8 protein-coding genes and 1 CRISPR repeat array are annotated in these 13,783 nt (G+C 52.8%); of the genes, 7 read left to right on the top strand and 1 reads right to left on the bottom strand.

Going from position 1 to position 13,783, the window contains the following annotated elements:
• Window positions 1–2: 2 nt before the first annotated feature.
• Complete coding sequence (locus TW77_RS18295) at window positions 3–3,125, bottom strand: LodA/GoxA family CTQ-dependent oxidase (RefSeq protein WP_046006426.1); 3,123 nt, start codon at window positions 3,123–3,125, stop codon at window positions 3–5.
• Window positions 3,126–3,676: 551 nt separating this feature from the next.
• Here TW77_RS18295 and TW77_RS18290 point away from each other — a divergent pair.
• Genes TW77_RS18290 through cas6 form a run of 7 tightly spaced genes read left to right on the top strand, consistent with a single transcriptional unit; the run spans window position 3,677 to window position 12,780 of the window.
• Window positions 3,677–5,407 (top strand): Cas10/Cmr2 second palm domain-containing protein, encoded by a 1,731-nt coding sequence (locus tag TW77_RS18290; protein WP_046006425.1) that lies wholly within the window; start codon window positions 3,677–3,679, stop codon window positions 5,405–5,407.
• Window positions 5,407–6,015: an RAMP superfamily CRISPR-associated protein gene (locus tag TW77_RS18285; RefSeq protein WP_046006424.1), complete on the top strand. Its 609-nt coding sequence runs from the start codon at window positions 5,407–5,409 to the stop codon at window positions 6,013–6,015. The genes TW77_RS18290 and TW77_RS18285 overlap by 1 nt, the downstream gene beginning before the upstream one ends.
• Window positions 6,012–7,637 (top strand): hypothetical protein, encoded by a 1,626-nt coding sequence (locus TW77_RS18280; RefSeq protein ID WP_046006423.1) that lies wholly within the window; start codon window positions 6,012–6,014, stop codon window positions 7,635–7,637. The genes TW77_RS18285 and TW77_RS18280 overlap by 4 nt, the downstream gene beginning before the upstream one ends.
• Window positions 7,634–9,091, top strand: coding sequence for an RAMP superfamily CRISPR-associated protein (locus tag TW77_RS18275; protein ID WP_046006422.1), 1,458 nt, complete (start codon window positions 7,634–7,636; stop codon window positions 9,089–9,091). Before TW77_RS18280 ends, TW77_RS18275 begins: the two co-directional genes overlap by 4 nt.
• Window positions 9,088–9,624: a hypothetical protein gene (locus TW77_RS18270; protein WP_046006421.1), complete on the top strand. Its 537-nt coding sequence runs from the start codon at window positions 9,088–9,090 to the stop codon at window positions 9,622–9,624. The genes TW77_RS18275 and TW77_RS18270 overlap by 4 nt, the downstream gene beginning before the upstream one ends.
• Window positions 9,624–11,921: a TIGR03986 family type III CRISPR-associated RAMP protein gene (locus TW77_RS18265; protein WP_046006420.1), complete on the top strand. Its 2,298-nt coding sequence runs from the start codon at window positions 9,624–9,626 to the stop codon at window positions 11,919–11,921. The genes TW77_RS18270 and TW77_RS18265 overlap by 1 nt, the downstream gene beginning before the upstream one ends.
• Entirely contained in the window at window positions 11,911–12,780 is an 870-nt protein-coding gene (gene cas6, locus TW77_RS18260; RefSeq protein WP_046006419.1) for a CRISPR system precrRNA processing endoribonuclease RAMP protein Cas6, read from the top strand. The genes TW77_RS18265 and cas6 overlap by 11 nt, the downstream gene beginning before the upstream one ends.
• 526 nt (window positions 12,781–13,306) lie before the next feature.
• Window positions 13,307–13,730: a CRISPR direct-repeat array (repeat unit 32 nt; unit sequence GCTGCATTCCCCGCGCGAGAGGGGATTGAGAC).
• Window positions 13,731–13,783: the final 53 nt, after the last annotated feature.

The raw sequence follows: 13,783 nt of genomic DNA, 5'->3' as shown, positions 1-13,783 counted from the left end.
CCTTATTTTAAGTCCTTGGGAAAGTTTGCCGCAAAGCGACTGACTTTTTCGATCACTCCGAGGTCTACCCGAGAGCGCGAAGTCGCCATGACGGGCCTTGTTGCATCCTGACCATCCGGGCTGGGCACCAGATTTGCGGCCAGCTGCGCAACAGTCTGAAGCTTGTTGTCGGCTTGCGCTTTGGCAGCTGCCTTACTCGCCTCTTTGGACAGGTGATCTTCCGCAGTGATCCCAACCTGCATGGTTGCGGGCAGCTCTACACTGTCGGTTGCACCCGGTCGACCCTGGACCACAGCCAGTTTATCGAAATTGGCGATCATGCTGTTGATCTGGGCGGTATAAGTGGCCGGCTGACCATATAAGGGCAGCGCATCGAGCCAGTCGCTGCGATAATTGAATGCCTCAACGCGGGTTTGCGGGTCCAGCGCCGGGTTAATGGCTTCTTCATAGCGCGCCACATTGAGGATGTTATTCGGCACCCGCGCGGGCCAGAAAGTGGGCAGGTAAGGGTCGTAATCGGGCGTATAGCCATCGCGGCAGCTGGCGGTGTCTGTCTGCCAGGGGATCGCCATCCAGCGGGTGATACCACCGGCCACCTGACCACCGAGGATCGGCCCCTGTGCCAGGGTAATGGTGTCGCCGTTGATCTGGGCGCCATAATAGGTGGTGTCTTTACTGATCCCTTTATCGGCATGCTTAATCCGAAACGGTGCCATATACATACCGGCCGTACGCATTGGCCAGGTCATTTCACAGCCCGGATGAAAGGCATCAGCCAGACAAAAATCTAATGCGCCCCGGGTTAGCATATCCGGTTGCTCCGCCACTGGCACTTTATCTATGTCGCCGGGCTCAGCGGCATGCGGGCAAACTGCCGGGTCTACATAGTCGGCGGTAAAGTCTCCTTCAACCCACTGATCCAGAAACGACAGTTGTAACGCAGACAGGGTGGAGTGCTGACGCTCAGACCCCGTTGGTGGAATAGACAAAGCATCGCCATACAGCCAGGGCCACAGTTGCGCAGCCTGTGCACCGGGTTGACCGTAACGACGGAAGTTGTTCGACAAGGTACGGCGCAGCTCTTTATAAGCCGGGGACGGGTTGCCCAGTTTGGCTTTCCATTCTTCGCTGGTGTAGTTAAAGGGGGCCTTAAAACCAAACCCGGCGGCAAACCCGGCGTTCACCCATTGTAAGTCGGTCATGCGCTCGAAAATAGGCAAAATATCGTGTTTAAAAGACGGTCGCGCCGGGCGAGTCAGCATATCTGCATTGACCGCGACTGAGCGCATCAGATCCCACATGGTCCGCACGGATTTTTGCATTGGCGCGTAATCTGGTGGGGCACACACCACCCAGGCCGGGTCGACCTGCAATTTTACGCCTTCATACTCCACCTCGGCGGTGACCGGGCCATCGGAAATATCGTCGTGCCAGCCCTGGTTATTAGCAAACGTGATGGCAATATCGCCATTGATGTTGCGCGATACGCCATTGCCGCCAAGCACAATCAGGCGGCCCTGCTCGTCGGACTTAAGCTCACCCAGATAGACTTCTTCGCCCATAAATTCGCCCTGGAATTGCGGGCCTTTTTTCACTTTGGCTTTGTCCAGTTTATGGCTGCCGCCGTCGATCAACAAGCGGTTGCGATCGGCAACATTGTTGTTGCGCAACAGGCTGGGCGGGGCATCGGCCGCTTCCGGTACATCCAGTGCCAGCTGAAACTCGTACCAGGACGACTTCTGATTAGCCAGGTGAACCTGCCAGCTGATCTTGGCGTTATCCATAGTCAGCTCTTTAACGGGCTTGCCTGCCGCGTTAAAACCGTAAATACGAAACTCAGCCGCCTGGCGCTTAAGCAGACCGTCGTCATCGCGGTAGGCGTCTTTTTCCAGCCGAGGCTTAGGATTCGGCACCTGTGGACCAATAAAGTACTCCTGACTGCTACCCACCCGCATTACGCCAATCGGTGGATAAATACCGGCCCGTACAATACAGTCGCTGCTTTCGTCGCTATTACCCGTAAACTTTGGGTCGATGGCATCGGGTTCGTTCATCTGCTGGCCGTTGGCCTGATGACGGGTATTGGCACTGGCCTGATACACGACTTTTCGTGCCTGAGCTATGGAGCCCAGAGGTTCGTTTTCGGCCAGAGTGCGCCAGATATTGAAGGCCAGATTACGACCAAACTCGGCCTGACCAATGGCACAAATATCTTGTTGTGGCAGTGTGAGCGTGGCAACCGGCTCGAAGGGGGCTTCTTTTTCTGACCAGGCGACCATGGCATTGTCGATGGGGAAGTCCTTCTCGGAGGCATTGGGCGGACGCCGTTGGATCTCAAAGACAAACTTGGCTTCCCCCTGTCGCAGGCGAATTTGTAAGTCATCCGCCAGGTAGTCATTGCCTTGTGCAGGTGAGCCCCGGTAGGTATCGAGCGGACGAATGCGATATTTAACGACATTCTGCTCACCCAGTTTGAACGGCAGGATTGCCCAGTAATGGGCGCTCAGGCAGCTGGCCTCGGATTTGGTCATGTCATCCAGTACGTCGGCGGTTTTTGGGTGTTTGGCCAGGTAGGCCGGGTAGTCTCGGTCGATAACGCCGGCGGTGGTAAAGGCACACATTTGTGCGGCATCGCGAACAAAAAAGCGGTCGATGTTCTGCATGATAAAGTCGACATTGTCGCTGTCACCCAGCAACTTTTTACCTTTCACGCCAAAGAGTTTGATCCCCACGCCCAAAGTAGAGTGCAGATCCGGGCCATCCGGTGTGGTATCGCTGGAAAAGCGCACCACACAGTCATAACTGGCCGGTTTTGCAAACACACCGGCCTGTAAACACTTATCCAGCTTGTTGTGAACCTCAAACTGGCCGTAGGCAATACCATGCTGCTTACGAAAAACCGCCCGCTCAGCGGGTTTCTGTCCGCGTTCAATGCGGGTTTTTTGCCCCATTTCAACAAACATTTCTTTCAGGCGCTGAGTGGCCAGTTCAATGCTCTGATAGTCATCTTGCGTCCAGCACTTTACCTCGTTGGCCGTTGGGGCATTATCTATGTTCTTTTTCAGATACTTAGGGTTGACTAGTTGACCTTGTTGTTGCTTATTACGTTTTTTCTTATCGCTCATAACGGTTTCCGCTTATCAATGTTTCCTTGTCAGGTAACTGCAATGACGCATGAGTCACTCATGTATTATTCATAAGCTACATAGGGCATACCGCATACATCGTTTACCTGTCCCGACCGGGCAGTATTTTACGCTGCCCACTGTGAGTATAGCGGGGCTGCGCCAATCGGTATCTGGATAAACTCTAGATGCAAAGGCACGCTATAACTATTACAGGAGGTTACGCGTGGCCGACTTAAGAACACCCGCAATTCGCTCTGTTTAATGCCGGGGTCAGGCGAAGGTTTCCCTCAGGCTCTATACTCGGGCTGCGACCGGTTATCCGGAACCCGGTACAACATGTAGGGGCGGCCAGTTACTGTATTATTTTGTTTGATAGTGAAATCACCCGGCGTGTGCTTTTTTAGGGTTTTCTTTCTTTAGAGTTTTAACTCTAAAGCGACAAATTTGTCATCCTCCCGTTTTGTGTGCAATCCGTTACCTTGTTGCTATGGCCGAATTTGTGGGTTTCTCCCTGAAGTCGGCGGGTTTTCCATCCACAAGGAGCCGAGATGACTTACTGCTACTTATTTGAAGCCAGGTCGATCCAGCACTATCTGTTTCGAACCGGTAAATTACGCGATGTGGTCGCCGCCAGCGAGCGGCTCGACCGTTTAATTGATTCCTCTGAACACAGCGTGCTTTATCAGGTGTTACAAGCTACGCAACTGCGTCACGACTTGTTACCTGAACACCCAGACCCCGACCCGCAGGTGCGCTTTTTTCGCTGCAAAGGCGGTGCGTTTTATGCCAGCAGCGACGACGAGGAAACGCTGCAAACCTTGCGCGACAGTTGGACCTTAACTTTTGCTCAGCTTTATCCGGGGCTGGAATATTGTGATGCACTGGCGCAGGGGGAAAGCGTTGCACATGCTAAACAGGCCGCGCTTTACTTATTGGCACAGGCGCGTAATTTTCAGCCTGCAAGCTTACCGGTTGCAACAACCCTGTGTGCCCGGGCGCAGCGCACCGGATCGTTGGCAGTAAAGCTGCGTCACGAAGAGCTGGTGGACTTGCCCAGTTGGTATAACGAGCAGGCCTATAATCACTGGGATCTGCGCGATAAAGACGGTGCGTTGCAGGCGCGCTTTAAACCAACCGGGGAGTTACTGGATACCAAACTGGTTGAGAAAATCGCTTTTCCTCTTGATCTGGAGTCTGAGTTCCCGTTAACCCCTCGCGCGACAGCAGATGACCCTGAGTCTGAGCGTGAGCTGCACATGGACATTGCACTGCTGCACATAGATGGCAATGGCATGGGTCAGGTACTACAGGATTTGGACAAGGCTTTGAGTGACGCAGATGATGGCGTGTATTGCAGCGCTTTCCGGGATTTTTCTGAGGCCATGGCCATTGCCACGCAACAAGCGGCTCAGCAGGCCACGTTGTGGCTCACCAGGCGGGTTTTGTCAGAGCAAGCAGAAAACAGCGAACTGACGGAGCTACTGTTGCCAATGCGCCCGCTGGTGCTAGGGGGTGACGACGTTACCTTACTGTGCCGTGCTGATCTGGCGCTGGAATACACCGCGCAGTTTTGTGCGGCTTTTGAGCAAACATCGCGGGTTGCGCTTAAGCCAACCTATGAGGTGATCAAAGCGGCCAACGCTGAGAGCACATTTAGCGGCAAGCTCACAGCCAGTGCCGGGGTCTTAATCCAAAAGGTCAAACACCCTTTCACGCACAGCCATGAAATGACCGAGCAGTTGTGTAAACAGGCCAAGGCACTGACCAAGCAGGCCAATGGCACAGCGGCACTGGCCTTTGTTCAGGTCTCCAATACGGTCAGTGATGGGTTAGATACTTTCAGGGCCCGCCATTTGAGCTGCACAGTGGGTGAGGACGTGCTGCATACCAGTCTGGGGGCTTACCTGTTAAGTGAGTATGGGTCGTATCCGACCTTAAAAGCCCTGAACGCTTTGTTTGATTTACTGGCACAGGAGTGCACACCTATGACGCTGAGCAAGTGGCGAGAGGTATTAACGTATCTTGGCATGGGCGACCTGGCTGAGGTGCAGCGCGTGATTTATCGCGACTTTGCGCTCAATGGCGACAAAGCACAGCAGCAAAAACTGGCGCAGGCTTTTGCGCAGCTCAGCGCGCGGGACAAAGAGCCACAGGAAAGCTGGCACTGGCAGGGCGAACACGGCTGGGTTACGCCACTTAGCGACTTGATGGTGCTCGAAAAGCTCAATCGCCTGAGCGTGAAAAGCGTTCTGGCAAAGCAACAACCGGAGGTGTCGTGATGACATATCAACTGACCTTTACCCTACACAGTGACTGGCATATTGGCAGCGGTGAAGAGGGTGGCAGCTATGCCGATGCGCTGGTGGCCAAATCAGCACAAGGGTTGCCCTATATTCCGGGTAAAAGCATTAAAGGGTTGCTGCGCCATGCTTTTGAGACGGCTGCGCAGCATGACTGGTTTGGTGAACATAACGAAGACGTCGCGACTTACCTGTTCGGGCATGAAGGCAAGCAGGCCGAGTGTAGTCAGGGCGTGATCCAGCTCAGCAGTGCCGAGCTTAGTAGGGCGGAGCAACAATTTTTGACTTTTCACAAGTCTCATCAGAAATACCTCTATCGGGTGCTTCAGAGTACTGCAGTCAACGAGCGCGGTGTTGCCAGAAACACCAGCTTGAGAGCCACGCAAGTTGTGGTCCCCGTTAATTTGGTGTGTGAGCTCACTTTTAACCATGATCATCCCAACTGGGCGCGATTACAGACACTGCATACTGAAGCTGAGCTGGTGCAGTGTATTGACGATGCGTTATTGCTGATCACTGAGCTCGGTGGTAAGCGCCAGCGTGGGTTTGGTCAGGTAACAGTGACTCTGAATAAGGAGGCGGCATGACCATTCAATATTTTGTGCTGACCACACTCGACCCCATTGTGGTCAGTGAAAGCAACGCAACCGTGAATAACCAGATGAGCCTGGACTTTATTCCAGGTAGTGCGCTGCTGGGTGCGCTGGCGGGACGGCTGTATCGCGAACTGAGTGACGAACAAAGCTGGGCGTTATTTCACAGTGGTGCCTGGCGTTTTGGTCCGTGTTATCCGCTCCAGGATAACCGACTGGCGTTGCCTGTGCCATTGTCCTGGCATCATCAAAAGCATGCGCCGGTTGTGGCACCACAAACATCGCAGTTTGCAGAGCACATCACCAATCATGCTCACACTGGTTTTGTGCGCGAGGCGAATACCCAGTATGTGCAAATGCGTGCCGACTACGTGACTGCAGGTGCACAGCGGATCAGGGTAAGTCGTGGACAAAACACCAAGACGGCGCTGAGCGCTCAGACAGGAAAAGTAGCCCCAGGTCAGCTGTTTACTTACGGGCACATCGACCCCGGGCAGCAGTTTGTGGGGTTTGTGGCCATGGATCCGCAAAACACTGAATTACAACAGCGCGTGACGAATGCCCTCAACGGTGAATTCCGAATTGGCCGGGCACGCTCAAATGAATATGGCCGGGTGCGCATACAGACCATTGAGTATGCGTTGCCAGAAGTAAGCGATGAACCAGACAGGCTGACGCTCTGGTGTTTAAGTGACTGCGCTTTTGTAGACGCGCAGGGGATGTACCATGTGATGCCCTGCGGAGAAGATATTCATCCTCAGCTTAAAGGTGCCAGCCTGGATACGCGCCATAGTTTTATTCGTGCCCATACCCTGAGCCGCTTCAATCAAAAGCGCGGTGGCTTTGACAGCGAGCAGCGGGTGATCACCCGTGGCAGTGTGCTGAGTTTTCGTTTATCCAGCGCGGTGCCCCGGCAGGTATTGCATGAGATCAGCCAAAACGGAATAGGGACAGACAAGCAATTTGGTCAGGGCTGGGTGATGGTCAATCCAGCGTGGGCAACACAGAGTAATCCGTGTCGCGAAGCGGTGTTCTGCTGTGATGACATCCCGACCTGCGGCGCGCAGTCACTTAGTGCTGAAGCCATCAGAAACTTGTCAACGCCATTAATCGACTGGTTGCGTGCGCAAGGTACCCGAGAGCAACAGTTGCGTGAGCGAGCCATGTGGGTTCGTGAGCAGGTCACGACCTTGCTGACCTACTATCGTCAGGCACGCAGCTACAATCATGTGTTACCCAGTTACCAGGCTGGCCCGTCGCAGAATCAGTGGCGGCGTATTGCAGACTTGCTTAATCATGCCTCAGATGACTGGTTTGAGCGGGCGTTTGGTCGTGACGGCGTTGCCGACAAAGACAGCGACCATATCTGCAAAGCCAGCAACGATGACTACGGCTGGGGCATTCGCTGGCAGGGTGTGGATGGTTTTACTCATTTTGCTGAAGCCAGCAAGTCGTTGTTTTGTAATGCTGATGGCTCAGCCATAGAGCTGGTACTGGCTCGTCAGCTGCTGGAGCAGATCTGCCGCTACGAATTGGCTACGCCCGGTGGGTTAAAGGATATGAAGGCATTGCTGGACAAGCAAAAGGCGCAGAGTAACGAGGAGGTCACACAATGAAGCACTACTTATTAGCCAGATTACTGGTCAGTAATGTCGCGCCTATGGCCATAAGCTCAGGCGGACGTGAGCATAATTTTGATACGCAGCTGGCACGCGATGCCAATGGCTTACCTTATTTGCCCGCAACCAGTGTTACAGGGGTATGGCGTACGTTAGTCTTGCGCGAGCAGGGTAAAGCACTGTGCGATGCCATTTTTGGCAGTTCAGAGCTGCGCTCGTCACTGACTGTCAGTCATGGTGTGGTGGTGGATAAACAGCATCAGCCAGTGCAGGCCTGTCAGAGCCAGCAGCAGCTGGAGCAGGATGATTATCTGGCCAGCCTGTTGCAGGCCAGACCTCACCATCGCGAGCGAGTTGCCATTAACGACCGGGGTGTAGCCAAACACAACGCCAAGTTTGACCAGCTATTGCTGCCCGCCGGAGTCCGCTTTGTTCTGACGGTTAAGTATGAGTTTGACTCGGCGCACCTCGCGCAGGACGAAGCAAAGCGTTATTTCGCTCAGGTGCTATCTGTCTGGCAACAAAGACAATTTGCACTGGGTGGCTCGACTCGCAACGGTTTGGGGCAAATGGCGTTGCTGGGGCTGGACGTTAAGCACGTACCGCTGCAAAAAACATCCGAACATGATCCGCGCACGGCACTGCGTGCGTTTTATCAGCCAGATAGCAACCTCGCTGCACAAACAGAGCCGTTTTCAGCAATTCAGGATTGGCTGCCAGAGGGCAAGTTACCCGCAGCCACCAAAGCGCTGTGCGAAATGAAGGTCAAAGGGCTGGATTACTGGCGCTTTGGAGCCGGGGTGAGTCGACTTAAATCACCAGCTGAGGGGAGCGCAGACCGTAGCCCGGATATTTTGTGTTACAGCGAGCCAAGGGTGACATGGGACGAACCGGGGCCACACCTTAAAGGCCAGCACGTGGTGCTGTGCGGCAGTGCCATTAAAGGCATACTGGCGCACCGGGTGGCATTTCATTATTGCCGCCTGAACAAGCTATACGCCGAAGCCAGAGCACAGGACAGCCATGAAGACTGGCAAAAACGCGTTGCCGGCGTGGATGAGTTGTTTGGCCACCTGGATGAGAAAGACCATGACAACTCATTTGCCGGCTGCCTGATGGTAGATGACTGCGAAGTGGTGTACAAGGCGAAAGATATTCAGGTGCGCAGCCACACCAGCCTGGACCGTTTTACCGGCGGGGTTCGCAAGGGCGCACTGTATACCGAAGAGCTGCTGTATCAGCCGACTTTGATCATACGAGTCTGGCTGGCCAATGAGGCCAGATTTGAGCAGCTGGACACAACCACCAAACAGGCCCTCAAAGCCACCCTCAATGATCTTGAACAGGGCTTACTGCCACTCGGGGCAGGCAGCGGAAGAGGCACCAGCCTGCTACAACCTGGCGCAGAAAGTCGGGAAGATTCAGAGATGTTAAAGGAGGTCGCGCTATGAGCGTAACAGTATATAACAGCTTACGAAACCAGCCGGGCAGTGCAAAGCGCCTTGGCAGCCAGCTCCCTGAGCTGACAGCGGCACGCCTGATAGTTGAGTCTCAGCTGGTTAATGCACAGCAGCTACAGGAGTCTGTGCAGTCGATAGAAGCAAACGCAGGTTGGGCAATGTGGCGCGATGCCCTGGTGCTGTGCACCACCCTGGACAGCGCGCGTCAGGATGTGATCGAAGGTCAGTGGTGTAACGAGCAAGTGTCGCTAAGCGCCCGGCTGGTAGCACCACAGCAGTATCGGCTGGTGCGCATGCACAGGGAGACAGACGCAGGCGCAGATCAGGTGTATCGCGATCAGCGTGTATTGTTACGCGACGGCCTTGACGAACAGCATGCCATTTACCGGCTGTGGTACCAAAAACAAAACACCCCCTTGCTGAGTGAAACCGCAGAGCCCACAGAGCAATGGGCCTGGCGCCCGGTGGCACAGCAATTTATGGGCTGGCACACAAGCCAGGCTTTACAGAAGGAGATCAGCTAATGGCCCAGGTACATGCCCCTTATCATTTTGTGCCCCTGTCAAAGTGGGTGTATATGCCCGACTGGGCACATCTGGTGAGCCACGACGTGCCGTTTGAGAACGGCCTGAGCGGCACCATTGACTATACGCTGGTAAACCAAACGCCCCTGTGCGTTGGTCAGGAACACGTAAAACAAGACAACGCCCCGACCGGGGTAAAATGGGCCAGAGATCCTCAGGGCAACCCGATCATCCCCGGCAGCAGCATAAAAGGGATGCTGCGCAGCGTGCTGGAAATCGCCAGCTTTGGAAAGTTTGGTCAGGTGGATGAACGGCATTTTGCAGAGCGTAACATTTCTAACTCAGACAGCAACTACGCCAAGAAAATATCTGGCGGTGAAGTTCGGTCTGCCTGGATAAAGTACAATGCAGTGAGCGAATGTTGGGAGATCCGCTTTTGTGAACACACGAAACTATTTCACAATGAATTTAATCGGGAGGTTGAAGGAGGTCATTTCATCAATCAATCTCACAAACAACCCGCACGCGACAAATTCAAGCTGTACCCTCTGGACAAACCTAAGATACGGTTTGATATTGAACCACTCGCTTTGCCTGCTGAAAAGAAAGGGGAGCTAGTTGATGTTTTAAGAGCGTGTAACTTTGGTAAAGGCAAGCTCGAGGGAATACCTGTTTTCAGCAGTTACCGCCCTGTAGATGACGAACAAAGACGTAAACCCCGGTACAACTACAGTTATGTGTACTATGACATAGAGCCCGAAAGTATGGGCTTTACCAACTCTTCTGCAATCGTAAACAATTTGTTCAAGAATAATAACGCCGATCTGGTGAGTTACTTACAAAAGAACCCGCATCCTGAGTACGGCATACCGGTCTTTGCACTGGTAGGTAAAAACAACACAGTACTGAACATGGGGTTTGCGAAAATGCCCAGGCTGACGTACGACCGTTCGATAAAGCAGCTACTTAAAGCTCAGCAGCCCCTGAATGATTCACAGTATTGCTTTGATATGGCTGAACTGGTGTTTGGTACACTGAGAGACAGAGGCTTTTCATTGAAAAGCAGAGTCTTTTTTTCTGATGCGACAAGCCAAAATGCTCAATTTCAAACAACGGGCTCTGTGGTGCTTGGCCAGCCTCTGGCAAGCTATTTGGGCGCTTACCTTGAACAGCCCAACAAAGACGCCAATGCAGAAGTGAAAGTTTCAGATTCTGAACGTGAACTTGCCCAATACCGGGATGGGGATAAGCTCAGCGGTTGGAAAAGATATCCGGCTCAGCCTCGCTTTAATGAGTATTTACCCAGTGCAGTTGAGAAAAAAGTGAAAGTTCAAAGCAACTTAGAATTGGTAAAACCTAACGCTGAATTCAGTGGCCGCCTTGTGTTTCATAACCTTAAACCACAAGAGTTAGGGGCGCTAATCTGGGTTTTACGTATGGGCCAAACACAAGATACGCAGCGGCATCTTCACAGTTTAGGACATGGCCGACCGTTAGGGGCTGGAGGTGTGTCTTTTGCTGCCATGACAGTGACAACAAGCAACAACGAAGCACCTTTGCAAGTGGAGCAAATCAGCGAATTGATGTCTTCGTTTACAGACCTAATGGAAAGTCAGTGCCCGGCAACAACAGGGTGGCAGAACAGTCCGCAGATCCGGCATATGATAAGTTTTGCCGACGTAGAAAATAACGAGCACAAGAACCTTACCTATATGCAGTGCCAGAAAAGTAAAGATCCGGATGTGATGACCTATAGTGATTCTATGGCTGGCAGGCAGAAACAGGTTCTGCCCGATTGGCATAATGGTAAAGAGGTATTGCCAAGAAAGGATGGTATTGCTCCGTCGATTAGCCACAGTAAACCGCTCACTGAAATTGTTTCAGCAGGAAGACTAAGCGCCCTGATTGAGGAAGGGGCCCCTGAAAACACGATAGATGCAGACATTTTCAAAAAGAGCGCTCTAACAGAAGACATTGCTCCTATATCAAGCAGTAAACCTGACTATGTATTACGGTTTGAGAAATTAGAAAGTGAGCTGTTGAACCTGAATGGTAAAACCGATCAGGACAGTGTGAATCGCAAACGTAATCTGACTCACGAGGTTAACGCACTTGTGATTGAGCTGACTGAGAAAGAGCGCGATATAGCCATCGCGACCAGATTACTTGCATTGGCCAGAAATACTGCATTATGTGACTATCTCAACCTCAATAGACGGAAAAAAGCCCAGCTCAGGGAGCGTCAGGGCCTGCTGGAGGCGCTAGAAAAATCATATGGAGTTGAGTATGAGAAATGATGCGGTTTCTGCCGTGGCCGGGCACTTTACCATTTTACCCCTGCGCCTGTCGTTTAGGCTGGGGGCTGATTGCGAATTGCCGGTATTTAAAGGCAGCATGTGGCACGGCTGGCTGGGGCAGGCATTAAAAAGCCATGATGAGCATGCCTTTTTTGTGCTCTTTGGTGAACATGCCGAAGGCCAGCCCAAACCTTACTCGGTGGTGGTTGAAGATGATCAGCGCAGTCACTGGCGTAAAGGCGAGCTTATCCACTTTACTCTGTATTTGTTTGCGGAGGCATGCCAGCTGGCAGAGCGAATAGTTGAAGCCTTGCAGGCCGGCTGTCGACTCGGGCTGGGCAAAGCTCGCACTCGGGTGCAATTGCTGAGTGTGGCCAGCCAGACCCCTGATGGCCTTAAACCGGGCATTCAGCCATCCGTCCTTGGCAGCTGGCTCACGCCAATGAATAGCGGATTTTCTCAGGAAGTGGCACTGGAATTTGTCACCCCGTTAAGGCTCAAAGTGGCACAACAACAGCTGCGCAAGTCGCCACCGCTTGCCATTTTATGCCAGCAAATAAAGCGACGGCTGACCTTACTGACCCGCTTCTGGTTATGTGACGACAACACCCTACTGCAAGGGTTACACCAATCACTCCCGGTGCTGGGTCAGCATGAACACAGCGATTTTATGTATTTTGAAAACTGGCAGCGTTTTTCAAACAAGCAACAGGCGCAGATCCCATTCGGCGGCATGAAAGGCCAGTCCAGCTATTGCGGCGAAATAGCCGACGCCATCCCCTGGCTGCAACTGGGCGAGCTTATCGGCATAGGCGGCAAAACCACCTTCGGCCTCGGCCGCTATCGGTTAATCGCCTGATTAGCATTTGAATAAGCGCCAAGACGCAACGCTCTTTAACAATTTGGAAATTGGATTGTCACCCGGCCCAGACCCAGAATTGCACAAGTAGGTCGGGCCGGGTGATCCTTAGTTGTTTGAGACTACTGGAGATAAAGACGAAACAACTAGCTCCCAATCTTGCTGTTGTTCACAAGTTTGGACGCTCCCCGTTTGATAGGGGATTATGACTGTTAGAAGAAACGCTCCAATTCCTTTTGGAGATGTTTGAATACTCCCCGTTTGACTATTTAGCTTTTTACACAGTGCTTGCCAACCACTCTCCGTCATTCCGCACTTGATGCGGAATCTACCTTCAGACAACTCCGTTTGCGCTAACCTGTGGTTCTCATGAAAACCCCGGGAGGTTAGCGCTCCTGTATGCTTATGTTTATTATCATATTGTGTAATTTTGATATGCAGTATGGATCTGCCTAGGTCAAAATTGACCGAGGTTAGCGCAAAAGCCTGTTTATGGGCTCGTATTACAAGTGCTTTAGAGCAGGCCGCTGCATTCCCCGCGCGAGAGGGGATTGAGACCCCAAATAAGCAGCCGTCACCAGTGACGGCTAAGCTGCATTCCCCGCGCGAGAGGGGATTGAGACCGCATTGAGCTAAACGGCAAAATGCTGTCCGAGGCTGCATTCCCCGCGCGAGAGGGGATTGAGACTCTGACATGGCGCAGGTCGTCAATGAGCAATTAGCTGCATTCCCCGCGCGAGAGGGGATTGAGACTTATGATCGGTAAGATAACTAACCGTGTCATTGGCTGCATTCCCCGCGCGAGAGGGGATTGAGACAAACCCGCCATGCTCAAGGTCTAAACCAGTTTGAGCTGCATTCCCCGCGCGAGAGGGGATTGAGACAGAAAAGGAGTGAACAATGATTAAGGTCTTTTTAGCTGCATTCCCCGCGCGAGAGGGGATTGAGACATGTCTTCGTCGTCCGCTCCATAGTGTAAAGCGGCTGCATTCCCCGCGCGAGA

Origin of the sequence: Pseudoalteromonas rubra, assembly GCF_000967655.1 — a bacterium.
In the GTDB taxonomy this organism is placed as follows: Bacteria; Pseudomonadota; Gammaproteobacteria; order Enterobacterales; family Alteromonadaceae; genus Pseudoalteromonas; species Pseudoalteromonas rubra_A.
The sequence above is the reverse complement of the archived record's forward strand: the minus strand, read 5'-3'. Positions and strand labels throughout refer to the sequence as shown.